At 33.0% G+C, this 25,411-nt stretch carries 24 protein-coding genes; 7 read left to right on the top strand and 17 right to left on the bottom strand.

The features are described 5' to 3' along the window. Positions 1 to 237 precede the first annotated feature (237 nt). The 4 genes from MPR_RS18865 to MPR_RS05615 all read right to left on the bottom strand — a co-directional run bounded on the left by MPR_RS18865 (position 238) and on the right by MPR_RS05615 (position 2,352). Positions 238 to 687, bottom strand: coding sequence for a nucleotidyl transferase AbiEii/AbiGii toxin family protein (locus MPR_RS18865; protein WP_349267131.1), 450 nt, complete (start codon positions 685 to 687; stop codon positions 238 to 240). Then, complete coding sequence (locus MPR_RS18870; protein ID WP_235280572.1) at positions 688 to 819, bottom strand: nucleotidyl transferase AbiEii/AbiGii toxin family protein; 132 nt, start codon at positions 817 to 819, stop codon at positions 688 to 690. 60 nt (positions 820 to 879) lie between these two features. Beyond that, complete coding sequence (locus MPR_RS05610; RefSeq protein WP_041890078.1) at positions 880 to 1,371, bottom strand: helix-turn-helix transcriptional regulator; 492 nt, start codon at positions 1,369 to 1,371, stop codon at positions 880 to 882. A gap of 78 nt (positions 1,372 to 1,449) precedes the next feature. Continuing rightward, entirely contained in the window at positions 1,450 to 2,352 is a 903-nt protein-coding gene (locus tag MPR_RS05615) for a helix-turn-helix transcriptional regulator (protein WP_041890081.1), read from the bottom strand. A gap of 202 nt (positions 2,353 to 2,554) precedes the next feature. Between MPR_RS05615 and MPR_RS05620 the strand changes: the two genes are divergently transcribed. The 5 genes from MPR_RS05620 (at position 2,555) to MPR_RS05640 (ending at position 8,924) form a co-directional block, all read left to right on the top strand. Beyond that, positions 2,555 to 4,720 carry a TonB-dependent siderophore receptor gene (locus MPR_RS05620; RefSeq protein WP_041890084.1) on the top strand — a complete coding sequence of 722 codons (2,166 nt, stop codon included), beginning with the start codon at positions 2,555 to 2,557 and terminating at the stop codon, positions 4,718 to 4,720. Between the two features lie 12 nt (positions 4,721 to 4,732). Continuing rightward, a complete protein-coding gene (locus MPR_RS05625; protein ID WP_235280578.1) occupies positions 4,733 to 5,620 on the top strand; it encodes an ABC transporter substrate-binding protein in 888 nt (295 codons plus the stop codon). Beyond that, positions 5,607 to 6,653 (top strand): FecCD family ABC transporter permease, encoded by a 1,047-nt coding sequence (locus MPR_RS05630; protein WP_041890090.1) that lies wholly within the window; start codon positions 5,607 to 5,609, stop codon positions 6,651 to 6,653. Before MPR_RS05625 ends, MPR_RS05630 begins: the two co-directional genes overlap by 14 nt. Then, positions 6,653 to 7,417: an ABC transporter ATP-binding protein gene (locus tag MPR_RS05635; RefSeq protein ID WP_041890093.1), complete on the top strand. Its 765-nt coding sequence runs from the start codon at positions 6,653 to 6,655 to the stop codon at positions 7,415 to 7,417. The genes MPR_RS05630 and MPR_RS05635 overlap by 1 nt, the downstream gene beginning before the upstream one ends. Positions 7,418 to 7,550: 133 nt before the next feature. Further along, complete coding sequence (locus MPR_RS05640) at positions 7,551 to 8,924, top strand: MFS transporter (protein ID WP_041890095.1); 1,374 nt, start codon at positions 7,551 to 7,553, stop codon at positions 8,922 to 8,924. Between the two features lie 28 nt (positions 8,925 to 8,952). Here MPR_RS05640 and MPR_RS05645 read toward each other — a convergent pair whose 3' ends face one another. From MPR_RS05645 to MPR_RS05690, 10 genes are all read right to left on the bottom strand, one after another. After that, complete coding sequence (locus tag MPR_RS05645) at positions 8,953 to 10,026, bottom strand: PDDEXK nuclease domain-containing protein (RefSeq protein ID WP_041890098.1); 1,074 nt, start codon at positions 10,024 to 10,026, stop codon at positions 8,953 to 8,955. Between the two features lie 206 nt (positions 10,027 to 10,232). Further along, positions 10,233 to 10,697, bottom strand: coding sequence for a GNAT family N-acetyltransferase (locus MPR_RS05650; RefSeq protein ID WP_041890102.1), 465 nt, complete (start codon positions 10,695 to 10,697; stop codon positions 10,233 to 10,235). A 1-nt stretch (position 10,698) separates the two neighbouring features. Beyond that, positions 10,699 to 13,296: an SEL1-like repeat protein gene (locus MPR_RS05655; RefSeq protein ID WP_041890105.1), complete on the bottom strand. Its 2,598-nt coding sequence runs from the start codon at positions 13,294 to 13,296 to the stop codon at positions 10,699 to 10,701. A gap of 109 nt (positions 13,297 to 13,405) precedes the next feature. Next, a complete protein-coding gene (locus MPR_RS05660) occupies positions 13,406 to 14,200 on the bottom strand; it encodes a TrmH family RNA methyltransferase (RefSeq protein WP_041895203.1) in 795 nt (264 codons plus the stop codon). 4 nt (positions 14,201 to 14,204) lie between these two features. Further along, the gene (locus tag MPR_RS05665; RefSeq protein WP_041890107.1) at positions 14,205 to 15,539 is read right to left on the bottom strand and encodes a DUF58 domain-containing protein; all 1,335 of its coding nucleotides are present in this window, start codon (positions 15,537 to 15,539) and stop codon (positions 14,205 to 14,207) included. Between the two features lie 14 nt (positions 15,540 to 15,553). Further along, positions 15,554 to 16,552, bottom strand: a complete 999-nt coding sequence (locus MPR_RS05670; RefSeq protein ID WP_006259431.1) for an AAA family ATPase — start codon at positions 16,550 to 16,552, stop codon at positions 15,554 to 15,556. Between the two features lie 9 nt (positions 16,553 to 16,561). Next, positions 16,562 to 17,767: a DUF4350 family protein gene (locus MPR_RS05675; RefSeq protein ID WP_041890111.1), complete on the bottom strand. Its 1,206-nt coding sequence runs from the start codon at positions 17,765 to 17,767 to the stop codon at positions 16,562 to 16,564. A gap of 1 nt (position 17,768) precedes the next feature. Beyond that, complete coding sequence (locus tag MPR_RS05680) at positions 17,769 to 18,596, bottom strand: DUF4129 domain-containing protein (protein ID WP_041890114.1); 828 nt, start codon at positions 18,594 to 18,596, stop codon at positions 17,769 to 17,771. Further along, on the bottom strand, positions 18,596 to 19,516 hold the full coding sequence (locus MPR_RS05685) for a hypothetical protein (RefSeq protein ID WP_041890117.1): 921 nt from the start codon (positions 19,514 to 19,516) through the stop codon (positions 18,596 to 18,598). The genes MPR_RS05680 and MPR_RS05685 overlap by 1 nt, the downstream gene beginning before the upstream one ends. Before the next feature lie 3 nt (positions 19,517 to 19,519). Next, positions 19,520 to 20,485 carry a stage II sporulation protein M gene (locus tag MPR_RS05690; RefSeq protein ID WP_006259427.1) on the bottom strand — a complete coding sequence of 322 codons (966 nt, stop codon included), beginning with the start codon at positions 20,483 to 20,485 and terminating at the stop codon, positions 19,520 to 19,522. A gap of 17 nt (positions 20,486 to 20,502) precedes the next feature. Here MPR_RS05690 and MPR_RS05695 point away from each other — a divergent pair, with 17 nt between their 5' ends. After that, positions 20,503 to 21,240 (top strand): RDD family protein, encoded by a 738-nt coding sequence (locus MPR_RS05695; protein ID WP_041890122.1) that lies wholly within the window; start codon positions 20,503 to 20,505, stop codon positions 21,238 to 21,240. Positions 21,241 to 21,262: 22 nt separating this feature from the next. Then, positions 21,263 to 21,871: a trimeric intracellular cation channel family protein gene (locus tag MPR_RS05700; RefSeq protein ID WP_006259425.1), complete on the top strand. Its 609-nt coding sequence runs from the start codon at positions 21,263 to 21,265 to the stop codon at positions 21,869 to 21,871. A gap of 475 nt (positions 21,872 to 22,346) precedes the next feature. On the opposite strand, the gene MPR_RS05705 is transcribed toward MPR_RS05700, so the two are convergent. From MPR_RS05705 to MPR_RS05715, 3 genes are all read right to left on the bottom strand, one after another. Continuing rightward, on the bottom strand, positions 22,347 to 24,035 hold the full coding sequence (locus MPR_RS05705) for an SLC5/6 family protein (RefSeq protein WP_041890124.1): 1,689 nt from the start codon (positions 24,033 to 24,035) through the stop codon (positions 22,347 to 22,349). A gap of 253 nt (positions 24,036 to 24,288) precedes the next feature. Then, positions 24,289 to 24,813, bottom strand: coding sequence for a mechanosensitive ion channel domain-containing protein (locus MPR_RS05710; RefSeq protein WP_041890126.1), 525 nt, complete (start codon positions 24,811 to 24,813; stop codon positions 24,289 to 24,291). Positions 24,814 to 24,815: 2 nt separating this feature from the next. Further along, entirely contained in the window at positions 24,816 to 25,403 is a 588-nt protein-coding gene (locus MPR_RS05715; RefSeq protein WP_041890129.1) for a Maf family nucleotide pyrophosphatase, read from the bottom strand. Positions 25,404 to 25,411: the final 8 nt, after the last annotated feature.

Here is a 25,411-nt window from a genome sequence, read left to right on the forward strand (position 1 = left end):
TAGTATTAAATGACTAAAATAAGAGATTTAAAGATAAGAAAGGGAACAAGGAAAGGTTTTTATATGAAAGGAGTTGGTAGTATAGATTAGTTTTTTATCTTACTGATTAGTTGACCATAGTACTACCTTAATATTTATATTCTTCTATGTGTTTATTGACACATTGGAGGTGTGTTTTTTATAATCTGATTTATAGAGAGAGTAGCTTATTAAGAAGTTAATAACTTATACTATGAGTTAGTCCACAAAATCTTTTAAATCTTCTTTTATAAACTCCCAATAATTACCTTTTAAACAAATAGGATCAAAGTCATCATCAGCATGTGTAAAGTCACTAAAATTTGCTTTTATTATTTCTGCTTCATGGTTATATGGATATCTTAATAGATGTAACATAAGCATTTGTTTAAAAGAATACTGGTTGATAAAATGATGTAAATCCCAAAAGTCTTTTTTACGACCACCACGTTGTACAACATCGACTTTCATAGCTATTATTTCATCTATAGTAGCTATTCTAATATCGTCAATTACCATAGGTGACTGAATAAAGGTATCTGTATAATAAATATCTAGTTTTACAGAATTAGTTTTAGAGTTTCCTACATTATAGCTTTTGCCGATAGAAGGGGGAAGATTAGAGAAGTGAGTACAATATGGGAAAGTGTTTTGTAGAAAAGTGTCTATTTAATCAAAATCAACAGTACTATAGGGGTTATCTGTGAATAGGTCAATGTCTATAGACATACGATGCCCAACTTGTAAACTTAATGCCGTACCACCCACTAACCTAAAATCTTTAAAAAGAGGGTGCTTCATAAGTATTGAGAGGACTTCTTTTAGCGTATTCGTGATAGTGTTATAGTAAAGCATCTGATTTTAAAGTCTATTTATCTTAGGTGAATACTGTAAGCTATTGTCGGCAGATCTTAATACTTCATTTACCTTATCTTCCCCATAAAAGCGTACTATTTCTTCTTTATCAGTTTCGTTTCCTCTTTCAAAAATGCGTAGGATTACAGACTTATATTGTTTTGTCCAATTAATTTTATTGATATCTGTATCCCAAAATAGAGCAGGGGTTAATAGTGATATATTTGGTTTAGTAGCTTCTGTTTCTTTTACTTTAGCGATATCATAGTAAACTTGTAAAATAGAGAAAGTACCTTCTTCTATTCCTAATTCTCGCTCTACTTTAAGCGCTAATGGAATAGGCATAGCTCTTTTTCCTTTTGTGATTGCATTGAAGGTTTGAGGATGTTCATCAAGTAATAAGGCAAGAGGTCTCTGCTTAATAGAACGTTTCTTTAATTCTCTATCAAGTATAATGCCTGGATGAATACCTTTATATTGTTCATATATCTTTTTCATACCACAAATGTAAGCAAATTTGTTTGTATAAATGTATTCAATGTATTGGTATTCAGAGTTTTTTTAGTGTTTTGTATGTTACACCTTCATCTTAGTAGGTAGTTGACCATAGTACTTCTTAAATGCTGTGGAGAAGTGGTGACTGTGTTTATAACCTACATACTCTGCTATCTCGTAGATATTATACTCTCTACTTTTTATCATTTCTAAAGCTTTCTGCATGCGCAGGTCATGGATATACTTAAACGTAGTCGTCCCAAAGAGTGTTTTAAAGCCTTTCTTTAGTTTGGTTTGGTTAATACCTACTCTCAGTGCTAACTCTTGTATCGTGAAGTCTTTGTTATAATTCTCTGTGATATACGATTTGATTTCGTGTAGTGCCTGTTCATCTTTTCGGTGAAGGCTTAATTCTTTATGGGTTCTATTATAACTCCAATTGTGGTATTGTAATAAATGAGCTTCCTCTACTTTATTATTGATATAATGCTCAGCTAGTTTTCCTTGATATGGATTAGAGATAAGCTGTTGTAATACTTGTAATGTATTAAGATTTAAGTCAAAGATGAGTTTAGAAGATTGGCTACCTAATAGTTCTTCTAAGTATTCTTTTTCTTCTTCAAATAAGTTGGTGACAAAGGTTTTGTTTACTGCTATTTCTAAAAATTCTCCTCTTTTGTCTTTTGCTGTTTTCATAATGTGTTCATAAGGAACAGCTCTTTCTTTAAACAATAGAGCCCCTTGCTCATGAATGTTGAGATTATCATGGTTTAGCGTTAAACTACTTCCTTGTATACAGCTACATGTAAGGATAGATTCTTTAGTAGGAAGTACGGTGTGATAGAAGTCTTCTTCGGCAGTGTATACCCCGTGTTTTATACTCGCCACAGCGGTATGGATCACTGTGATATCCATAGTATGTGTAGCTCCTTCTATATGATGACTATCTACGATTAAGTTTCCTTGATTATTTCCTTGTAACATAACTTATGTTTCTTATCATCTGCAAAAATAAGTATTTATATTAGTTTTAAATAAGTTGTTAGTGAAATGATTTGTAGTTAGTTATAATACTTCTTCTAACGTTGTTTTATGACCTTATAGCGTTATGTGTACTGTCACTGAATATAGGACTTTTGCGATTGGTTATTTAAAATGGATTTAAATAATATAAACACATAAAGTTATGAATAAACATATAATCAGTCTATCGTTACTAATGCTTATTAGTAGTCATGGGCTTTTAGCACAAGAGGTGAAAGATAGCTTAAAGATGTCTTCTCAACAGTTAGAAAATGTAGTAATCACTTTAGAGAATAGTCCTTTTGTCAAAAAGAAAACTTCAGAGTCTTTGCGTCTAAGTCAGGCGATAGAGAATGTGCCTCAGAATATTCAGGTTATCTCTAATGAGTTAATAGAAGCACGCCAGATCACAACATTGACAGACGGTATCACTCGTAATGTGAGTGGAGCAGTACGATTAGAAGAATGGGGTGATGTATATGCTCGTATCAATATGCGTGGTGCGCGAGCGTCTGCTTTTAGAAATGGGATGAATGTATCATCTACTTATGGTCCTATGGCTGAGGATATGAGTTTTGTAGATCATATAGAGTTTGTAAAAGGGCCTGCGGGCTTTATGATGTCTAATGGAGAACCTTCAGGTATCTATAATGTGGTTACTAAAAAGCCTACAGAACAAACAAGACAAAGAATAGAAGTAAACTATGGTAGCTTTGACTTTATGCGTGCAAGTGCTGATGTGGAAGGTAACTTAACTCCTGTGAGCGATAAAGTATTCTATCGTATCAACTTAATGGGAAGTAGTAAGAATGGATATAGAGACTTTCAGTTTAATAAACGTATCGCTTTTGCTCCTTCATTCCTATTCAAATTAAGTGATAAAACAACTTTAAAGACTGAGTATGTCTATCAACGATTAAAGCTAGCTGACTTTGGAGCTGATTATCTATTCTCTAAAGAAGGATTTGCTACGTTGCCTCGTAAACGCAGTTTTGGTGACCCTGGCTTTGAACCATCGGTTATGAATGACCACAGCTTTAATGCGCATCTGAAAACAAAGCTTGATGACCAATGGACATTGAATGCTCAGGTAGGGTATTTTAAGTTTGATCAAGAGGGACAGTATATGTGGGTGACGCATATAGATGATAAAGGTGACTTCGTAAGAACAAGTAACTTATGGGATGCTGAGAATACAACTACTGTAGGACAAGTATTCGTAAATGGTGAGGTAGAGACAGGGGCTATTAAACACAAGATACTAGGAGGGGTAGATATGGGACATAAACGCTATATCGTGGACTGGAGTCAGAAGTTTGACTACGATGATATAGGTACGTTTAATATTTATAACGATGCTTATCAAAAGCCAGTGCATGGTTATCCTCAGTTTGATAGAAGTAAGCCTCTACGTCAGCGTGTGGCAGAATATGGTATTGGGCAGGCTGATGTAGGACAGAGCTATACAGGTGTGTATGTACAGGATGAGATGGCATTCTTCGAAGAGAAGTTATTTGTGACGGTTGCAGGTCGTTATACTACTGTAAAAGAGAACGGAAATAGAGATAACAGAAGCAACAATAAGTTTACTCCACGCTTTGGGGTAAGTTATAAGTTAGGCTATCATACGAATCTGTATGGACTATATGATCAGACCTTTGTGCCACAGACAGGAATTAAAAAAGATGGTTCTTCAGTAACTCCATTGACTGGACATAATATAGAATTTGGAGTAAAGAATAACCTCTTTAATAAACGATTACAGTCAACTGTGTCTTTATACAGTATCACAAAAAATAACCACCTATCTAATGACCCAAGTAATGCACCTGGTGAGAGCTATGTATTACAGTTAGGACAAACGAGAACACAAGGGGTAGAGGTAGATATCACAGGTAGATTAGCTAAAGGATTAAATATCAATTTGAATTATGCTTATACTGACTCTGAAGTAACGAAGGCTACTAAAGGAGCTGAGAAAGGAACAAAGGTAAGTGGATATGCTAAGCATATAGCTAATGCTTGGGTTGATTATACAATAGAGGATGGACTGCTAAAGAACTTGTCTTTTATGGGAGGAGTTACTTTTATGGGAGACCGTCAGACATGGGCCTTTGGTGGAGGAAGTGGAGATCCATTACCAGACTATACTCGTGTAGATGTTGGTGCGAGTTGGAAGAAGGATGATTTAAAGGTGTCTCTATTAGTAAATAATCTATTTGATCGCTATTTATATAACGGAGCTTATTACAACTCAAGAGGAGGGTTCTATTACTGGCGACCAGAAGATCCTATTAATCTAAAACTAAGTTTAAGTTATAGCTTTTAAGCAATGATGTATATGTTGAAGAGAGGAGTACTTGTGCTTTGCCTTATTTGCTTTCAAAATATCTATAGTCAATCGAAAGAAAGGATTGTGATATTCGGTCAACAAGCTATGGAAATGGTCAAACACTTCGATGCTAAAGATCAGGTAGTGGGAGTAGGGTATCTTGATAAGAAGGTAAAGAAAGGTGAATATACAGATTGGCCTATATTGACTTCACTCTGGCCTTCTATAGAATCTATTATTGCTACCCGACCGACTCATCTGTTTGGGATGGAGTCTGCTTTTAAGGCTAAGCGAAGTGGAAGTAAGGAGTTCTGGCAGAAGAAGGGCGTTGAGGTGACAGAGGTATTTGACTTTAATGAAGCACGTACTTTAGAGGTGTTTTATAAAGACTTACGCACCTTCGGTCAAGTGTTTAAAAAAGAGAAGGAAGTAGAAGCATTTATTAAAGAAGAACAAGTGAAATTACAAAAGTTAAAGAATGAAGTGCCTCTTGCTAAAAAAGGAAAAGCAAGGAGAGTATTGTTCTTAGCGAATGTTCGTTCGAGTGATATTTACTACTGTTATACACAAGATAAATGTCTAGTGGGTTCTATGTTAGCAGACTTTAATGTAGAGTTTCTAACGAGTAAGAATATGGTCATTCCTGTATCTATAGAATATATGGTCAGTCTTAACCCTGACTATATTATTCTGTCGAGCTTTCAGGCAAATAGTCTATCTGATTTACTTCACTATTTTAAGGAACACAAAGTGCTAAGACAGTTAGATGCTGTACAACATAATCGCATAATGACAGTAGACTATTCTAATGCTGTAAGTGGAGGATTGGAGTTTGTGTCTCTCTATCAACAGTTACTATCTTTTATATATCCAAAAATTACAAATGAAACAAAATAAAAAGAAGTATATCTATTTAATTGCTTTATTGATTGTTGTACTCATTACGGCAATTTGGGCAGTTTTATCAGGACAAATACCAATAACAATAATAGACTTAAAACATCTCTTAAATGCAGAGGCAGAAGTGGTGTACTCAGAAGGAGGAATACGTCTGTCTATTATAGAAGAGGTACTGCTGACTATGCGTATGCCAAGAGTTATGATGGCGATAGGAGTAGGAGCAGCTTTAGCTATCTGTGGAGCAGTAATGCAGTCGACTGTACAGAATCCATTAGCAGATCCTTTTCTATTAGGTATTTCTTCTGGTGCTTCTTTAGGAGCGACTATTGCTATCGTATTGGGGATAGGAGTAGGAGGAAGTGTATTAAGTGAGTTAGGTATACCTATTATGGCATTTATAGGAGCGAGCGGAGCTACGTTCTTTATCTTTATGTTAAGTTTAAAGAATAGTCGTGTATCTACTTTGTATCTAATATTAGCAGGTACAGTAATTAATGCTTTCTGTGCAGCACTGTCAAATGCGTTAGTGTATGTAGCTGAAGATAGTGAAAAGGTGAGAGCTGTGGCATTCTGGAGTATGGGAAGTTTAGCACAGGTAAGTTGGACACAAGTCGGTATTGTATTTGTTGCTTTGATATTAGTGTTAGGTTATTTTTTATTACACGCTAAGGAGCTGGATGCGATGATGATGGGCAATGAGTCAGCTGTAACATTAGGGATTAACCCTAATGTACAACGTGTTATTATGATTGTCTTAGTAACAGTATTGACAAGCTTAGTGGTTTCGTTCTGTGGAGTGATTGGCTTTGTAGGATTAACTATTCCTCACATCGTAAGAAGTATAGTGGGGAGTAAACATTATTGGACACTGTTATTTAGTGCGGTGATAGGTGCTTTCTTTTTAGTAGGAGCAGATTGGTTGTCCCGAGTACTTATTCCTCAGAGTGAAGTAGCTATTGGTATTGTCACAGCGTTGATAGGGTGTCCTTTGTTTGCTGTAATCTTACTAACCAATAAAAAGAGAATATAATGGGCGAAGTATTATTAGATGTGAGAGAGGTTTCTTTTAGTTATCCTACAAGAGAGATTTTAAACAAGGTAAGTATACAAGTAAAAGCTGGTCAATTCGTAGGAGTAGTTGGAAGTAATGGCTGTGGTAAGTCAACGCTGTTAAAGATTATTTATCGCGTACTCAAAGCGAAAAGTGGAGAGGTACTGTACAAAGGAAAGAATATGAAGGACTTCTCTCTAAAAGAGATGGCAAGAAAAATAGCTGTCGTAGGACAGTTTAACGATACTACGTTTGATACAACAGTATTAGATGTTGTCTTGATGGGAAGAATACCGTTTAAGGCAAGGTGGCAGGCTTTTGATGAAATGGATTATCACTTGGCTTTAAAAAGTTTAGAACAAGTAGATATGTTAGATTATAAAGACAAGTCTCTTTCTACTTTATCAGGAGGAGAGAAACAACGTATCTTTTTGGCAAGAGCTCTAACACAGCAACCTGAACTAATTATCTTAGACGAGCCTACGAATCACTTAGATATTCGCTTCCAATTAGAAATACTAAAGATCGTAAAAGGGTTAGGAATAGGTGTATTAGCTACCATGCATGACTTATCATTAATCGCTAACTTTTGTGAATATATCTATGCTTTAAAGGACACTACAGTACATAGTCAAGGGAAGCCTATTGATTTATTGACACCTGAGAATATTAAAACAATCTTCGGAGTAGGGTGTAAAGTCATACATGGTGAGGGAGAGGAGTTATTTTTTAGTTATCAGTAAGCTGATAAATAACGTTTAGGGTTGTTTATAATTCTATATGCGTTATCAATAGGAGTGAATAGTTTAGGAATTTTGTAAGGTAATAATAGCTTAGTCGAGGTAAAGCTTTGACTAAGTTTTTAAAATGTGTTTTATGATTTTTAGAGACAAATGGTTTATACTATTTATATTATTAGTAGCTACTATACTTTCACCTTTAGATTTTTATATTGTCAATTTAGCATTGCCTTCTATACAACACTCTCTTCAATCAAGTAGTAGTGAATTACAGATGATTGTATCTTTCTATACTTGTGCTTATGCTGTGTTTCAGATATCAGGTGGGAGATTTGGAGATATCTATGGAAGGAGAAAGATATTTATAATTGGTTTAGTGGGGTTTATTAGTTCCTCAGTTTTATGTGGAATATCGCAGACACCCACTGTTATGATAGCTGGGCGAGTGATGCAAGGTGTTTCAGGAGCAGTAATGATCCCTCAGGTATTGGCGATATTACACACGCTTTTTGACGAAAGAGAGAAACGCCTAGTAATGGCGTTGTATAGTTTTACTTTTGGAATAGCCGCTGCATTAGGACAATATCTTGGGGCAGTATTGATAGAGTGGAATGTGTTTAACTTAGGATGGCGTGTAATATTTTTAGTTAATTTACCTGTCGGGTTATTTGCGTTGGTCATGGCAATTATAGCCTTGCCTAAACAAGAGCTTAAGTCAATAGAGAAAGTTGATTATAGAGGAACTGCTTTATTGAGTTTAGGATTAATGAGTTTTATCTATCCTTTGACTACTATAGTGGAGAGGGGAATAGATATACAGACTATAGCATTCTTAGTTGCTTCAGTAGTGTTTTTGTACTTGTTTGTCAAGGTTCAGAATAAGCGTAAACATGAAGGGAAGAGTATATTAGTTGACTTTACTATCTTTAAGTTTAAGAATCTGAAGTTAGGTGTGATTACAAGTTTTCTTTATTATGCAAGTGGAGTGTTTTATTTAGTGTTAGGTATTTATTTACAAGAAGAATTACATTGGACAAGTATGGAGGCTGGTAAGGCTATTATTCCTTTTGGTATTGGGTTTATTATTATGTCATTGAGTTCCTCTGTGATTAGTAGATATTTTAAACAAAGTATTCTTTCTTTGGGATTAGTTATTTATGCTGTAGGTTTTTTATTATTACTATATACTTTGTATAGCTTTGATTCCTTGTTGTTTAATGCTGATTTGTTTGTGATTGGATGTGGTATGGGACTTACGTTAGCTTCTGTAGTTCGATTAAGCTTAAGTAATATACCTGTTCAGTTTGCAGGGCTTGCTTCAGGAGTAGTAAACTGTGGTTTACAGATAGGTTCTGCATTTGGAGTAGCTGCTATTGGAAGTATGTTTTTTGGCATTGCTCAAATTATAGATTATACTTTAGCGTTTGCAGTAGTGTTGGCTTTAATTTGTGTATTGTTATTGATAGCTTTGTTTTTGAGTTTTGGCATTGCCAAAGTTCTAAAAGAGTAAGTTATCTGCTTTAAAAATAAATAATATACTATGAATGCTTACAGAATAATTCTTTTAGTTTATTTTGTAAGATGTTTTTATCAGGTAATTGCATTTTATACTCTGCAACCATAGTAGGAGATAGACTTCTACTCATAGAATATTCTACAACTTCTACATCTTTATCTTTACATAGTAATATTCCTATACTAGGGTTTTCATTATCTCGTTTGACATTTCTATCTAGGGCTTCTAAGTAGAGTTCGAGCTGTCCTATGTGTTCAGGTCTAAATTTATCTGCTTTAAGTTCAAAAGCAATTAAGCATTGTAGAGCTCTATGATAAAACAGAAGGTCAATGTAAAAGTCACTATTACCTACCTGTACTTTATATTCTTGTTCAATAAATAGGAAGTCTTTTCCTAATTCTAAGATTAGCTTTTTCATTTGAGTGATTAACCCCTTTTGAAGATCACTTTCATTATGTGAATCAGGTAATTGTAAGAAGTCGAATATGTAGCTGTCTTTAAATACAGCATTTATATCTTGAGATAAATTGTTGATAGATGGAAAGTATGATTTTGAGTTTAACATTGTTCTTTCATATATAGAACTATTTATTTGGCGTTCTAAATCTCTAACACTATATTTTTCTTTTACACACAATTGAATGTAAAACTCTCTCTCGTCTTTTGACTTACATCTAGAGAATATAGTTCGGTGATGTGTCCAGCTCAGCTGGACGAGCATAGTTTTTTTGATGTTTTGAGGAAATAAATGAGCAGAAGCTATTTTAGGTGAGGTGGGAGTAACAGGTTCTAAATCAGTATGTTGTAATTGTGTCCCCACTGAGGACACAATTATAGAATCACAGTATGTTTCATAGAACTGAATCATTCTATATAAACTCCTTTTATTGAACCCTTTAAGTTCTGGATTGTGTTCTTGAATGTATCCAGCTAAATCATTTACAGTCTTATCTCCCCAATCAGAAGTACTAAGTTTGTGACTAATGTAATACCCAATGTTCCAATAAAGGTTGATTAATTCTACATTAACAGCTTTAACAGCATTGTTTTGAGATTGCTTAATAATCTGAATAATATCTGTGAAATGATGTTCCATTCTTATACTTAATTAGTTGTGTAAGCACAAGTTAGTTTTTTTAGATATGACAGTAATATTAAATAATTGTAATGTTTGAAAAGTGAACGAAATAATTAAATTAGGTAAACTAATAAATTTTGGAAAGTGTGTGTAAGTTGTTGTTTTTGAGTTTGTTGCAATTGTGTCCTCACTGAGGACACAATTGCACTCATAATGCGAATGTACTATATCTCATACCTCATTACAGTATGTACAGGTTCGAAATGTTCTTTGAGATATAGTTCATAAGCACGTTTATTTTGTTCTACTACAAGAAGCTCTATATAGTCTACTTTCTTCTCTTTTGCCCATTGTTTAACAGCATCAATTAATTGCTTCCCAATTCCTGAGCTACGATACTCAGGCTCTACATAGATATCAGCAAAGTTGAGGTATCTATGTTGCACAAAGCATTCATAAGGTAAAGTATGCTCTATAAACAAGGCAACCATACCAATTAGTTGTTCATTATCTACAGCAACTAAGAAATCCCATTCATCAGATTGTATGGTTTCTTCTAAGAAATCAATAGCAGGTAGATCAGCTTTAAAGTAATCTGGTTGATATTCTTGCATTACCACAAACTGCTTTTGATAAAGCAGTTGTAATTGAGGTATGTCTTCTAATCTTGCAGGTCTTATTTGTATCATATTATTTAAACCATTTACCTAATAATTTCTTTAGAAAGCCCTTTTCTTGTAGCTCTATAGGAATATAGAGGTCATTTTCTTTAGCTATTTCTAAGTAATAGGCTAACTTTTCACTGTTTTTAAACTCCTCATCATAGGCATAAATATACAACAAATCAGTAGCTGCATGTACATAACCTTTTGCAACAGCTTGTTCAAAGTATTCAATGGCTTTAGCTGTATCTTGTTTAACTTCATAACCTAGGTTATAGAATTTTCCCATTAAGAAAGAACCTAAGTGATCTTCTTCTTTCAGGTCTTTTTTAATATACTTCAATGCCTTTTTATACTCACCAAGGAGGTAATAACAATCAGCAATATAATTTGCTACATAGAAGTCCCATGTTTTGTCCAAAGGTAGAAAGTACTTTAGTGCTTCTTTAAAGTCTATTTCAACTCCCTCTGCGCCTTCATAGTAAATATAAGCTAAGTTCAGTTTTGCCTGATTATTTCCTCTTTCAGCTCCTAATTTATAATATTCTAATCCTTTAGCACTGTCATAGGCTACTCCTAAGGCTTCAAAATACATATAACCAATATTGGTAGCAGAATAGTGATTGCCAAGCTCAGAAGCTTTTAAAAATAGTTTTAATGCTTTAGGATAATCAAGATGTTCTTCTTCAGTTAAATACTTATAGCCTAAGTCCTGTAAAAGATCTGCATTGTTTAATTCTTCGGCAAAACTCAATAACTGTTCATATAACTCAGTAAAGTCATTTTCTAAGTAATAATCCTTAATCTTAGTAATATAAAAAGGCTCTAAACCTTTATAATCCCTTAGTGTAAATTGTTTTGATTGAGCTGTGAAAGACGGTTTAAATAATCCTACTTCACCTTCTTGATTGTAATGCATTCGAGTAGCTAACGCTATCAATTGTGTATTAGATAATAGTTGTAAACTATTGTCAAGCCAAGTATATATACTGTTTTCTTTGTAAATAATAACAGGGTAGGTATTCTTGTTTAAAGGATGTATTGTTATATAGCTACATCCTTCTATTAAAGGCGTTTCTTCCTCTGTTTTTGTTAATGACCATTGATTATTTTTTAAAGCATACAAATCATCTGATACATTTTTTAAGTCTGTACAAACTTGTAATGGAGTAGTCCATACTCGTCTATTACAATCATAAATACCTTTTTTCTTGCCAGAACTTACATATACTTCGCCTATTCTAAGGTTAATATCCATTAAGATATACTTCTCGATACGTCCTTTTATTGGTTCAAATAAGTTTTGTTGTAACTCAAGATCATAGATAGATATTCCTGCATCAGTGATTACTTTAATACACTTCTCTGTAAGCCCTTCTGCTGTTTTTACATTATCTAAGACAAGTTCTCCTTGCGCATTAATAATTTTCTTGAGTTTTGGGCCATTTATAGAAGGAACTAATAAGCAATTACCTGTCCCAATATCCGTGATATCATTAAAATCGAAGTTACCTATAAAACTATACTCGTTAGAATACATAATGTCTTTCTCTCCTTGTTTACCACAGAAGTACTGATAGTAGTATTCGAATGGAGCAGTAGAGGTAAACGGTATACACTCTTCTCCCTTATAATTAAACACAGCATATAATTCTCCTTGCAGTACATTGTAATACTGCTCATTTAGTAACTCTATTTTATCGTAGATAAATTCTGTGATATAAGATTGAGATGTAAGATTATATAGTGCATATTTCTCTTCTTTCTTTAAAGAACAAGTTATTATGGTGTCATAGTCTTCAGGATCATCAGTATTACTTTGTACATAAGTGACACCTGTATCACTTACATAATCCCAAACAGGTTCTAAAACTATCTTTCCTGTTTTATCTATTAATCCACATTTATCATTTAAAATAATATAGGCTAATCCACTTTCTTCAAACTCCCCAATTCCATCATAAATAGCAGGTAGAATAATCTTTCCATCAAGCTTTTTTATTCCCCAATGCTCGTTCTCTTCAAAGTGTAAAAAGTCATAGTTTGGTTGAAAAGCAACTTCTAACCAATCCCATCCATAGTTAGCACTATCATTATTAAGATACTCTTGGAATGTACTAAAAGGGAAGAAGTAACTTGCAATATCAGAGTTGTTGAATTGCTCTACGCTAGCATTACTATCTAATAGTTCTTTAAACTCAGTAGCTAATCGCTCTAATGTAGCTAAATATTCTTTAGCTAGAGCTTTATGACTACCTTCACTCATATTATAGACATCAGAACCATCAAGTACAAGACTATCTCCTTCTAAATTATTGAAGTAATATAGTTGCTTTTGATAAGACTCAAAGTAAGCAGGTTGATGTTCTTTAGGAACGAGTATATCTATATTCGATTGTATCCACTGGTGAAATTGTTCAAATAAAGGCATGGCTTCTTTCATTCTGAAGTATAGAAGGTAAGAAGGTTTTAGACTGTAATTTTTTAACTCTTTAGATTGTACAGGAATACAGAATAGAGGAAAGAAGAATAAAGGTATTTCATATTTCCACTCTCCTACGAAGTGATATTCTACTTCTCCCTGTGATGTTAAGTCTATATTAGTTACTATATGTCTATGTCCCATGTTGCTTTATTTTTGCATTCAAAAATAGAATAAAAAATAGTATTGCAATGTCACTATTTACCGCTATATAAAACAAAAAAGCACCTTGGATAAGGTGCTGTATATTTTTTTATTTAAAATCTCGTTGGCGTTTTGCTTCAAACAGTAAGATAGAAGCAGCAACAGATACATTCATGGAGTCTATCACACCACTCATTGGTATGATAATATTCTTAGTACTAGCATCTCTCCATTCTTGCGTAAGTCCAGTAGCTTCAGTACCTACTACGAAGGCAGTAGCTTCTTTATAATCTCTCGTATGATAAGAAGTCGAATCTTGTAATGTGGCACAGTAGATATTGATGTTGTGTTTTTTTAGAAAGGCAATAGCATCCGTTGTAGAAGCCATGGCTATCTGATTTGTAAAAACACATCCTACACTAGAACGCACTACATTAGGATTATAGATATCACTTTTAGGATTAGCGATGATGACAGCATCTATATTAGCCGCATCAGCAGTTCTAAGTATGGCACCTAGGTTTCCAGGTTTCTCTGTAGCCTCAGCTACTAAGATAATAGGGTTCTCAGAAAGCTTTAGATCCTCTAGGTCTAATGATTTTGTATGTGCGATAGCTATTACCCCTTCAGTTGTATCTCTATAAGCTAGTTTCTGATATACATCTTTAGATATTTCTATTAGTTCTGTTTCTCTTGAAATAAAAGGTCGTAGAGAGGTCTCAGACACAAGGTCAGGATAGAATAAAAGAGTCTTTAATGAATATCCTCCTTTAGTTGCTAATTCTATTTCTCGAAGCCCTTCAATAACAAATGTACCCGATTGTTTCCTATTTCTAGATTTTTCTTGAAGTTGAACAATGCTTTTAATCAAGGTGTTTTGTGAGCTTTCTATTTTTTTAATCATCATATTATAAGGTACCCTTAGCTTTGATTTGCAGGTATTTATTAATCGTGTTTATGGATAATTCTTCTGGAGCAGTTAGTATAGATTGAATACCATATTTGGTTAATTCATTTACTATTAAACGCTTTTCAAAGTTAAATTTTTCTGCAATTACTTTGTCAAAAATATCATCTGTGTTTTTAGCCTTTTTTTCAGTGAGTTTAGTTAACTCTGTATTCTCAAAGAAAACGACTAATAAAACGTGATTTTTTGCAATAGCTCTTAGGTAAGGCAACTGTCTTTTTAAACTAGACAAGGATTCAAAATTAGTGTAAAGAATAATCAAGCTACGATGTGTAATCTTATGTCTAATATGCGCATATAGTTTTCCGAAGTCACTTTCTACAAAGTTAGTATTGACTCTGTATAATTGTTCCATGACTTTTTGCAATTGACTTATTTTACTTTCAGCAGGAAGTTGGTTTGTGATATTCTCTGAGAAAGTCATTAATCCTACTTTGTCATTTTTCTTAAGGATAACATTAGATAAGGCTAGGGTAGAGTTAATCGCATAATCTAGTAAAGACAAACCATTAAAAGGCATCTGCATCACACGCCCTCTATCGATGATATTATAAACAGACTCTGTATTCTCATCCTGAAACTGGTTGACCATTAATTGACTAGATTTAGCAGTCGCTTTCCAGTTAATATTGCGTATATCATCTCCTAATACATATTCTTTTATTTGTTCAAACTCAGTAGTAGTACCAATCTTTCTGATTTTCTTCATCCCAAAAGCATACTTGTTTTTAGAAAAAGCAATCAGATCATATTTCTTCATTTGAATGAAAGAAGGGTAGGTAGCTAAAGTAACGTCATCACAAAAAATAAATCTTTTAGATACTAATTTAAGAGGACTAGATATATATACGTTTAACCTCCCGAAGACATACTCTCCTCTAGTCGTAGGTCTTAAGGTATAGCTAAGTGTTTTTTGTTCCTTAGGAGCCAAGGTTTTAGTGATTTCAAAATCTCTTTTCTGAAATTGAAAAGGGATCTCATCTATAATATCACATTGTACTGTGATATTATATTTATTCTCAATGGAGATATAGATGGTATTATCATCACCATTAGATAGCTTTTCTGGTAAGATACGCACAGCATTTACTTTATTCTTCTTATTGAATAACAGGGTGATATCTACCAATATGATAGCAAAAAATAATACAAATAACCCCCAAACAACTTTATACAGTATTGGAAATATAAAGGCAAGTACAAATAGAGCTATAATAGCCCCTAAGACCATATACACTCGTTTTTGTAAATAAAGTTGCTTGAATAATTTAAACATAAGTATTGTTTTTATTATCTAGGAATATCTATTGATTCGATGATTTGATTAATAATATCATTTGCTGTCACACCCTCCATCTCTCTTTCAGGAGATACTATGATACGGTGTTTTAGCACTGGTATAGCAGCTTCTTTAATATCCTCAGGTGTCACAAAGTCTCTGTTATTAATAGCAGCGAATCCCTTTGCAGCATTTAGAATAGCAATAGAGGCACGAGGAGAAGCTCCTAGATATAATAATGGATTAATACGAGTATCAGCAACAATCTTAGCAATGTATTCGATGATCTTTTCTTCAACGATAATTTCTTTGATTAGCTTCTGGAAAGAAATGATTTCATTAGGAGTAACTACTTTATTAATCATCGTAGTTTTCTTTTTATCTAATAATTCATGTTCTCTCTGAACAATTGCGATTTCTTCTTCTAATGAAGGATAGTCTATATTAATCTTAAATAAGAAACGGTCTAATTGCGCTTCAGGTAATCTATAAGTACCTTCTTGTTCAATAGGGTTTTGAGTAGCTATTACTATAAATGGTTCATTCATTTTATAAGAATGTCCATCTATTGTGATTTGGCGTTCTTCCATTACTTCAAATAGCGCAGCCTGAGTTTTGGCAGGAGCACGGTTTATCTCATCGATTAAGATAAGATTAGAGAATATTGGACCTTTTTTAAACTCAAATTCGCTTTTTTGCATATTGAAAATTGAGGTACCTAATATATCAGAAGGCATTAAATCTGGTGTAAACTGAATACGGCTAAAGCCCATATCGATAGTCTGAGCTAATAATTTAGCAGAAAGTGTTTTGGCTACTCCAGGCACACCTTCTAATAGAATATGCCCATTAGCTAATAGAGATACAATGATTTGATCTATCGTTTTATCTTGACCAACGATTACTTTCTGTATCTCACTTTTGATTCCTTTTACCTTCTCTTGTAACAAACTCAAATCTAGTCTAGATTCGAAATGTAAGTTTTCTTCTGGGGTTACTGTATTTTCCATAGTATATCTTTAATCAATGATTTTCTCAATTATTTTGTTTAATTCGATTAGCATTTCTTCTGATGCATGGTGTGGGGCAGCTTTAAACTGCTCTATAAACCTAACAAATTTGATGATATCTTCTTTGTCTTTCTTGGTTTTGGTATGCAGGTTATTGATAAATACTTCATCTAGTTTAGTGGTATCTAGCCAATGTATACGTCTTATTTTTTCTAAGGTGTATATAATGTGCTTATTGATCAAGTCTTCATAGTCTTTATTTTGAATATAAAGATTAGACACTGTTTTGGTAAATTCAACAGTAGTATTAGACAGCGGTGTGATAATCGGTATTACTCTCTGCTTTCTTTTCGCTGTGAAAATAATAAACACAAACAACGTTCCAAGGAAGAAATACCACGCCCATGTCAAGGCTGGATGTTTAAACACAAATCTAAGAATAGAAGTAGAGTGGTACTCATTATCTCCTGGTAATCTAGATACAGTGAAGTAGGTGTTCTGTTGAGGTAAGTAAGATAATACACCTTGTACATAAAGGTGATTATTACTTTCTAACAAATTATAGTTTGTAAATGCAATAGGTTGAAGTCCTAATATAAGTTGACCTGATCCCTCTTTATATCGGATAAGGTTAGGATATTTGACTCCTTTATACTTTAAGTATCCTAGCACCTCTACCTTTGTACGTAGAGAATCTGGAATATCGAAGTAGTTCGTATTTAAGTCTTTTAACTGAAACGAATAAGTAGAAATATTCGGATTAGCTAATGTTACTGACACCTTATCTTGATCTAATAATTCCTCTTGTAATGTATACTGTAGATAGTCTGTCTCTATACCTTCGATTAACCCATCTATATTATCTTGAAAGATAACAGCAGTGTTTCCCGTTGCAATATAGTGGTGTAAATTTACTCTAGCGAAAGAGTCTATATACCCATAGTTCTTTAAAGAAAACAGTGTGTTAGTGTGTATACTATCATACTTTTTATCTTTAAAGAAGTCATAGACATTTCCAGTGATTCTGATTATACTATCATTAGGAAACACTTTGTCTATCTCCTGATCTAGTATATATGTCCCAAAGGGAATCTTATGTGTATTATCTAAAGTTTCGCGCCAATCTATCGGATCTACTTTATTAGACTCTATAAAATAAACAAAGCCCATAATCACGATAAAAAGGAACAACATTGTTTTTGTTGATTTACTCATTTTAGCTTTGTTTTAGTATAGTGTCAAATGACTGTTTTGCATGGTTAAACTCAGATTCCTCTATTTCAAATTCTCCATACCATATATTGTTATATAGATATGAAAGATACCTGAAATCCTCTTTTAGTTTGCTATCTTTAATTTCATTTTGATAGTCAGAGTTCGTTTTTTCGATATGCCATTCGATCTCCTCTTTTTCTTGTAATCTCTGTAGAAGCCATAGGTAATAGTAACGAATACTTAGACGGTATTGTTGTTCCGCAATGGTCTTGCTTAATAGAGAAGGGAAGTCTACAACTTTAAGGTTTAACTCAATTTCATCGACCTGTATCTCCATCTTTTTAGCGCTCTTCTTGAATAACCAATAGGCATCTTTCTGAATAACAGCTCTTACGATATAATAAATTAAAAGAATGATAACTAGTGTTCCTGCTATTCTATAAAAAACTTGTAAACGGCTACTTGTTTCATAGTCAATATCAAATTGTCTAAAGAAGTCAGTTAATTGCTGATTTAACCATCGCTTAAAGCGCTTCCAAATAGAGTCTTTGTTAAGTTCTTCTTTATAATCGAAGTCAGGATCTTTCTTGTATTTCTTTTTATAATCTGTCTCAAATTTAGTAAGTACTATATCTGTACTCGTCTCTTCTAAGTATGGAAGTACATTGATAGGCTTAGCCTTGATAACTCCAGCTTCATGAGCAGTCGCAGAGGTGTCTTCTTCATCTTGTGAAAATTCTACATCAGATACAATAGTATCCTGTTCTACCTGCCCAAAATGAGGCGTAGCAAATGATAAAAATAATAGTATAAATAAGAATCTCTTCATTAGTTTTTTCCAATCATATCAATGTCTGCATGAGACTGTGTATTTTCTTTTTGTTCTCTGATGCTGTAGTAAACTAATCCTTGATTAATCAACATAATATTATTCATCACGAAAGATACTAGGGTACTTAAGATAACGAGACCAATGAATATTAGTTTAAAACCTTGTGTGTCTTCTAGATCATAAGAACTTTTTTCACTGAATATTGTTCCTCCATAGAACATGATTTGAGTGATAATGTTTAGCGTCATTGTAACGATTTGTATTATTAGATAAACTAAGAAAGTGTTTCCTACGATAATCCAGAATTTACTTTTCAGCATATAGTAAGCTGTTTGATATGATTCAAAGAATCCACTTCTATTAGTCACATATTCATAATAAGCTAAGTTTATCCATGAAGCAACAGCAGGCATCATAATCAGTAAAAGGGGAATCCCTATTAATAAAAAGATTAAAACAGCCGCGATAGAGAAAGCAATTGCAATTAAGGGTAATATAGTGAAAAAAGAAGCAAGTGCGAAACCAAGTAATCTCCAAATATCCCTTTTTAGAGGATTAGTAATATGCTTTATATCTTGATAATCCTTAGGGTGTTCTACCATCGCCTTTAGATAGTATACAGGATATGACATAGCTATAATGCTTATAAGAATAGCAACAACCCCTGCTACTAAGACTACTAAGAAGAAAAGACCAGTATTATTGTCTATAAATGTATCTAATGATGAGTTATTTGCAGAGCTAGACCCAGAAAACACCATATCAAATAGAAAGTAAGTACATACAAATAAAAGTAGTAATAGGATACCACATAGGGTAAAGTAATTTTTGAAGAATGGTTTTCCTTCTTTTTGAAAGAATGAAATTGTATCATTCATTAAGTCACTAAAATCTCTTTTTTTAAAAACAACAAACATAGATTATAATTTAATAAGTTTTGAATATACTCTTCTCGGATAGATGAAGAAGTAATAAATAATGATAGAGAATGTACCTAGTATAATAATATAGTTTAGCACATCAGGCATCTCTTTAGCATAGCGTGTTATAAAGCCCTCTATAAAAGCAGCTGTGATAACGAATGGTACCATCGCTAAGAATATTTTAAATCCATTCTTAAACCCTCGAATAAAGGAATTCTTTCTCGAGAAGGTTTTAGGAAATAGAAGACTTCCCCCAAATACAAAGCCTGCAAATGCCTCAATGATAATCCCTGTGATCTCTATAGCTCCATGTAACCATATCCCTCTAAAGCTATCCATAAAAGCATTTTCTCTGATAAACATATATTGAAACGCACCTAGCATAATGCCATTATAGAGTAGATAGAATAGTGTGCCTAACCCAGCGAAGATTCCGTATATAAAAAATTGTAGAGATACATATAGATTGTTAAACGCTATACCTACAAAGCTTCCCCAGTTACTACCAGATTTATAGATACCCATCGCGTCATCATTCTGTATATTATCTAACGTTAGATTAACATAATGATCTCCTAATATTAAACGAATAAACTCTAAATCATAATGAGCAGAAACAAAACCAATACCTACAATAATCAGAAAGGTTAGTACAGAAAAGTAAAGATAATTACGATTTTCATGTACAACTAGAGGTACTTCTGTCTTAAAGAAATAAACAAGTCTATTTTCCTCAATACGTTTTGTTTTGTAAATTTTTTGATAAGTTTGCGCTGCTAAAATATTGAGATATTGTGTAACTTTACTCTTGGGATAATAAGTTTGTGCATAGGATAAGTCATTCATTAACTGAATGTACATATCGGCTAAGTAATCAGGTTTATGAATTGAGTTAGAATATATTGTATGTTCATATTCAATCCATTTTTCTTTATTATATTTGATAAAAGCGACTTCTCTCATTTAAAAGCAGATAATTTATGGCTAATTTAACAATAAATACAACACAAAATATCAAAATAGAATTTAAAACTGCATCTCTTGGTGAAAGAATGTTAGCTTCTATTTTAGATCTTATTTTTAAGGGATTGTATTTGATTTTGATTTTTTATATTGTAAGTCAACTAAGAATAGTTAATGCTTTTATAGATGAATGGTCTAGAATCGCGGTTATGATCCTCATCGCTTCGCCTGCTTTGTTTTATACTTTATTTTTTGAGACGATTATGCAAGGAGCTACTCCTGGTAAGAAGATCATGAGGATTAAGGTGATTAAGATAGATGGGTATGAAGCTTCTGTGATAGACTATGCTAGCCGTTGGGTAATGAGACTAGTTGATTTTTGGATAGGTTCAGCAGCAGTTGGTTTGATTACTATTGTATGTACAGATAAGAGTCAGCGATTAGGTGATATTTTAGCAGGTACAGCAGTTATTTCTACCAAAGAAAGATTACTTTTGTCATCCACTATTTTTCAGGAAGTAGAGGAGAAGTACACCCCATTATTTGCGCAGGTGTTAAGTTTGACAGATAAAGATGTTTATATTATAAAAGAAGCTTTAACTACTTTTAAAGCCAATAGAGATCACGAGCTATTAGAGAAGCTAGTACTAAAACTTAAGAGCGTACTAGGTATAGGCGAGATCAAGACACTCTCAGATCAGGAGTTTATAGAAACCGTATTAAAAGACTACAATTATTTAACAGCTAAGGTTTAGCGCATTATTTTTATACTATTTAATGTTTAATTTTTTCGATATTTTAGATTTGCTCGGAACATTAGCTTTTGCAATTTCGGGAGCATTAGCAGGGCGCGAAAGAAGGTTAGACCTGTTTGGGATGACTATTTTAGCATTCGCGACAGCTATTGGAGGAGGGACTATCAGAGATATGATGATCGGATGGACACCTGTGATGTGGCTTACTAATCTTAGTTATTTTTATGTCACTCTATTAGGGGTAGCTATGGCTATCGTGTTCTATAAGAAGTTTAACTTCTTGCGTTATTCTCTTTTCCTATTTGATACCATAGGTATAGCTGTGTTTACATTAATCGGTATAGAGAAAGGGATGACAGTGGGTTTACACCCGATTATCTGTGTTACCTTAGGTACGATTACTGCTTGTTTTGGAGGGGTTATTCGCGATATTTTAGCGAATAAGATTCCACTTATTTTTAAACAGGAGATATATGCCACAGCATGTATCCTTGGAGGTTTAGTTTATTATTTACTAAATTATTTTGAGCTGAGTAAGGACATATTATACGTAGGTACAGCAGGTATTATTATTCTGATTAGAGTATTAGCTGTGAAGTATAAGTGGAGTTTACCATTTGCGAATGTGTAAGCTTCCTTTCTTAGAATAAATAAGTAAAGAAAGAATATAAAGTGCATAGCACATATCATGATGTAGTATACACTTTTTTTTATTGAGTATATTAGCGATGAGTCAACAAGGATAAATGTGCTATACTAGAAGGCTTCATATTAGTAATAGTGTATTGTAGAACAATCTGTTAATCACGATATAGTCAATAGTGAATCAGTATAATTTAGTTAAGTTCTGTAGTTTACAGTTTGTCTTACTCTGAGAGCATACTTGTTCTTATCTCATTTGATTTGAGTCCGTAGTGAGTCCGTTATGAGTCCGTAGTGAGTCCGTTAAATCAACTAAAAGAACGGACACAATATAGACTTATAGCACTATCATATAGTTTTTATACAAAACGAGACTAGTACATCATACGTACTTCAGTGCAATAGTGGGCTAATCAGAATCTTTGGCTGATATGTGTTAGAAACTAAGTATGGTTAACCTGATACTAAGATAAGATATTAGAACTATTATGATTAGAAAATAGTTTACTAATTAGGTTAGCGATAGGTACTAATATAAGGATAGCGGCTAGCCCAATAGTATTATACCATAGATAATGAATAGGAGTAGTGATGTATAGGATAATAATAGTGATTTGAGTTAATAAGATGCTGTAAAATAAAGCTTTATTATTGTTTTTAAAGTACATAGTCACTAGTAAAATACCAAGTAAAGTTCCCGAGAATAGAGAAGAATATGCCCATAGTATTTGGATTAGATTTAAAAATACTGGAATATTATATACTATAATTAGAGCGATGATGATGATAATAAGCGTAATGATATCGTGATATTTTTTATTGTCTGGATGAGGCAGAGCACTTGAATTGGTTTGAGATAACAGTTTCTTAGTTTTTTTTGATAGCCAGTTTATTTCGTGGAATCCTATCGAAAGTAAACAGATAAAAAATAAAGCCATGATAACACCTGTAATCCCTGTGGGTACATGAAAGTTAATAAAGTGAAGGAGTATAAAATCAGAATCATTCACTTCTACATTGTGATTCGCTTTTTTAATTAATTTCTTTGCTTCTAGTTGAAGCTTATTAGCATTTTCTGTTAAGCTTAGTATTTGATCTTTTAGTATTTGATTACTGTAGTTCTGATAGATTTGTCCACTGTATAAGAAGCTAGCTTCTTTCTTTAGGTTTAATATTTTTTGATACTCTTGTTTGATTTGATCATATTGATCTGCATATTCAGATTGATATACTGTATGTACATTATGAGGGTTATAGTGTAATGGGGCATCGTTAAACTGATAGAATGTAAATAATATACATCCTGTCAATAGAACGAAAAAGTGAAAAGGAACATTGAGTAATCCATTGATTATAAGTCCATCCTTCGTTTTATCAGAATATTTACTCTGTCTATATATCTGTAAAATCTTTGTATCTATAGATAATAGGGCAACGAATAGTATAGTACCATTTACTAAACATTTAAGCAAGTCAAACTTATCTTTTAGAGCAAGATCACTATCGATCACAGTAAGTTTATCAAAAGAGGCGGTGAAGCTTAATGTATCTTCTAGATACATCCCTTCTGGTAGTTTATATAATATGGTCAGAAAGATGATAGTCGTTATTATAATGGCGTATAATAACTGGTTTCGTCTTGGGAATAAATTGGTTTTGTTTTTAAAAAGAATATTCAGAACGATAAAAAGAGCACCTATGATTAAGAGTAAGATTTTGAAATCTATTTTTAATAAGATAGAGAGTATCATAGCTGTAGCATAGAATGTAATCGTAAGAATAAGCAATCTTAGAATTAGATAAATAATGCTGGTTAAGTAATAGACTCTTTTATTAGACTTCGTCTTGATGTACTCAAATGCGCTTTTGGTATTGTGTTTTTTGTATTTGGGTATAATTAAGAATATAACGATAAATACTGCTAGGGGAATACCTAGATACAGTTGTAAGAATGTCATTCCTTGTGAATAAGCTTGTCCTGGAAGAGAGATAAAAGTGTATATAAAAGATTGTACCGCAATGATCTTGAAACCATAGTGTAGTGTTGACTTTTCGTAAATAGAGTTATTATCAGCTTTATTAAGTCTAAAGTGCTTAATGGTGATAACAATAAATAAAATTAGTATAAAAATACTCCAATCAATTGCATTCATTTCAACGAAATTAAGGAGGTATAAACTGCAAATGATCTTGTGGTACTGTTCTTTATATAGCTAGAATAGAATCTATGATCTTCTATAAAGCGTACAGTATAGATAAGTATTCGTGTTTTGAAGTAGTTTTATTGATTAGTTGTGACTTTATAAAAAAAAGACTAGTAAAACCTAAAAATAGGTTAACTAGCCTTTCTTCTACTACCATTTGACTATTTAAACCGAAATGGTAAATACAAAATTTGTGCCACTATTATATGGTAGGGTTATCTATATCCTCTTTTTTATTGACTATAACGATTCCCTTTTGTAATAATAAACTGTTTGGATAAGAGATTTTCTCATTCTCTGTAGTGAGTAATATCGTACAGAATGCTTTGATATCAATGATCTTAGCTTCTATAGGAAAATCTTTATCTTGTAATCTGATGGTATCTCCTATTCTAAATGGAAATGAGAAGAATAATAAGATTCCGGCAGTGATATTACTTAATAAAGACCACTGAGCGAACATTGCTACACCTATTACTGTAAATACAGATGTAAGTGTAACCATAAAATTCTCTGGTTTAACTCCCCAAATAGTTAGTATGAGAATTAGAAAAATAACAGATAGGAGAGTATTGAATAATCTGATGATCAGTAGTACTCGGCTATCTTTACGCTGTTCTTTAGTAGAGAAAGATCGGATGATATATCCTACTAATTTTCTACATGGAATGTATAGAGCTAAGGTAATTACAGTCGCTATAATCTCTGTGTAATATTCTTTTAGCATATTTATTTCTTAATGAATTTCAGTAATTCTTCAACAAGCTCTTTAGTAGGTAAGCCTACTATATTAGTATATGAGCCATCTATTCTATCTATTCCAACTAATCCTATCCATTCTTGTATGCCGTAAGCACCCGCCTTGTCATAAGGTTTGTACTGGTCTATATAGAAATAGAGGGCTTCATCAGATAGGTCAGAGAAACTCACTTTAGTAATACAGTGAAACACACTTACTCTATCCTTGCTCTTTAAGCATACAGAACTAATCACTTCATGCTCATGACCACATAAGCTCTTCAGCATCGTATAGGCTTCGTCTCTGTTCTCAGGTTTGCCTAGTGAGGTATGATTATTCCACACTGTAGTATCACTGGTGATGATGATTTCGTTATCATGCTGTAGTTCTATAGCATCAGCCTTAGCTTTAGCGATATAGTCGGTGATTTGTTCTCTTACTAGTTCTTCAGGATAAGACTCGTCTATATCTGAAGCTCGAACTGTAAAAGAGAATCCCAAGTCAGTTAAATATTGTTTACGTCTAGGAGAGTTAGATCCTAGTACGATATTATAATCCTTTAATAGCTTATTAAGCATAATGTTTA

It is taken from the genome of Myroides profundi, assembly GCF_000833025.1.
GTDB lineage: Bacteria > Bacteroidota > Bacteroidia > Flavobacteriales > Flavobacteriaceae > Flavobacterium > Flavobacterium profundi_A.

What these genes read in the sequence shown, in the direction of transcription:
- MPR_RS05610 (WP_041890078.1), bottom strand. Translation starts at nt 1,371, where the DNA reads ATGAAAAAGATATATGAACAATATAAAGGTATTCATCCAGGCATTATA.
- MPR_RS05710 (WP_041890126.1), bottom strand. Translation starts at nt 24,813, where the DNA reads ATGCTAAAAGAATATTACACAGAGATTATAGCGACTGTAATTACCTTA.
- MPR_RS05625 (WP_235280578.1), top strand. Translation starts at nt 4,733, where the DNA reads ATGTTGAAGAGAGGAGTACTTGTGCTTTGCCTTATTTGCTTTCAAAAT.
- MPR_RS05655 (WP_041890105.1), bottom strand. Translation starts at nt 13,296, where the DNA reads ATGGGACATAGACATATAGTAACTAATATAGACTTAACATCACAGGGA.
- MPR_RS05705 (WP_041890124.1), bottom strand. Translation starts at nt 24,035, where the DNA reads ATGAATGCAATTGATTGGAGTATTTTTATACTAATTTTATTTATTGTT.
- MPR_RS05685 (WP_041890117.1), bottom strand. Translation starts at nt 19,516, where the DNA reads ATGTTTGTTGTTTTTAAAAAAAGAGATTTTAGTGACTTAATGAATGAT.
- MPR_RS05650 (WP_041890102.1), bottom strand. Translation starts at nt 10,697, where the DNA reads ATGATACAAATAAGACCTGCAAGATTAGAAGACATACCTCAATTACAA.
- MPR_RS18870 (WP_235280572.1), bottom strand. Translation starts at nt 819, where the DNA reads ATGAAGCACCCTCTTTTTAAAGATTTTAGGTTAGTGGGTGGTACGGCA.
- MPR_RS05620 (WP_041890084.1), top strand. Translation starts at nt 2,555, where the DNA reads ATGAATAAACATATAATCAGTCTATCGTTACTAATGCTTATTAGTAGT.
- MPR_RS05680 (WP_041890114.1), bottom strand. Translation starts at nt 18,596, where the DNA reads ATGAAGAGATTCTTATTTATACTATTATTTTTATCATTTGCTACGCCT.
- MPR_RS05615 (WP_041890081.1), bottom strand. Translation starts at nt 2,352, where the DNA reads ATGTTACAAGGAAATAATCAAGGAAACTTAATCGTAGATAGTCATCAT.
- MPR_RS05670 (WP_006259431.1), bottom strand. Translation starts at nt 16,552, where the DNA reads ATGGAAAATACAGTAACCCCAGAAGAAAACTTACATTTCGAATCTAGA.
- MPR_RS05690 (WP_006259427.1), bottom strand. Translation starts at nt 20,485, where the DNA reads ATGAGAGAAGTCGCTTTTATCAAATATAATAAAGAAAAATGGATTGAA.
- MPR_RS05630 (WP_041890090.1), top strand. Translation starts at nt 5,607, where the DNA reads ATGAAACAAAATAAAAAGAAGTATATCTATTTAATTGCTTTATTGATT.
- MPR_RS05695 (WP_041890122.1), top strand. Translation starts at nt 20,503, where the DNA reads ATGGCTAATTTAACAATAAATACAACACAAAATATCAAAATAGAATTT.
- MPR_RS05700 (WP_006259425.1), top strand. Translation starts at nt 21,263, where the DNA reads ATGTTTAATTTTTTCGATATTTTAGATTTGCTCGGAACATTAGCTTTT.
- MPR_RS05715 (WP_041890129.1), bottom strand. Translation starts at nt 25,403, where the DNA reads ATGCTTAATAAGCTATTAAAGGATTATAATATCGTACTAGGATCTAAC.
- MPR_RS05640 (WP_041890095.1), top strand. Translation starts at nt 7,551, where the DNA reads ATGATTTTTAGAGACAAATGGTTTATACTATTTATATTATTAGTAGCT.
- MPR_RS05635 (WP_041890093.1), top strand. Translation starts at nt 6,653, where the DNA reads ATGGGCGAAGTATTATTAGATGTGAGAGAGGTTTCTTTTAGTTATCCT.
- MPR_RS05645 (WP_041890098.1), bottom strand. Translation starts at nt 10,026, where the DNA reads ATGGAACATCATTTCACAGATATTATTCAGATTATTAAGCAATCTCAA.
- MPR_RS05660 (WP_041895203.1), bottom strand. Translation starts at nt 14,200, where the DNA reads ATGATTAAAAAAATAGAAAGCTCACAAAACACCTTGATTAAAAGCATT.
- MPR_RS05665 (WP_041890107.1), bottom strand. Translation starts at nt 15,539, where the DNA reads ATGTTTAAATTATTCAAGCAACTTTATTTACAAAAACGAGTGTATATG.
- MPR_RS05675 (WP_041890111.1), bottom strand. Translation starts at nt 17,767, where the DNA reads ATGAGTAAATCAACAAAAACAATGTTGTTCCTTTTTATCGTGATTATG.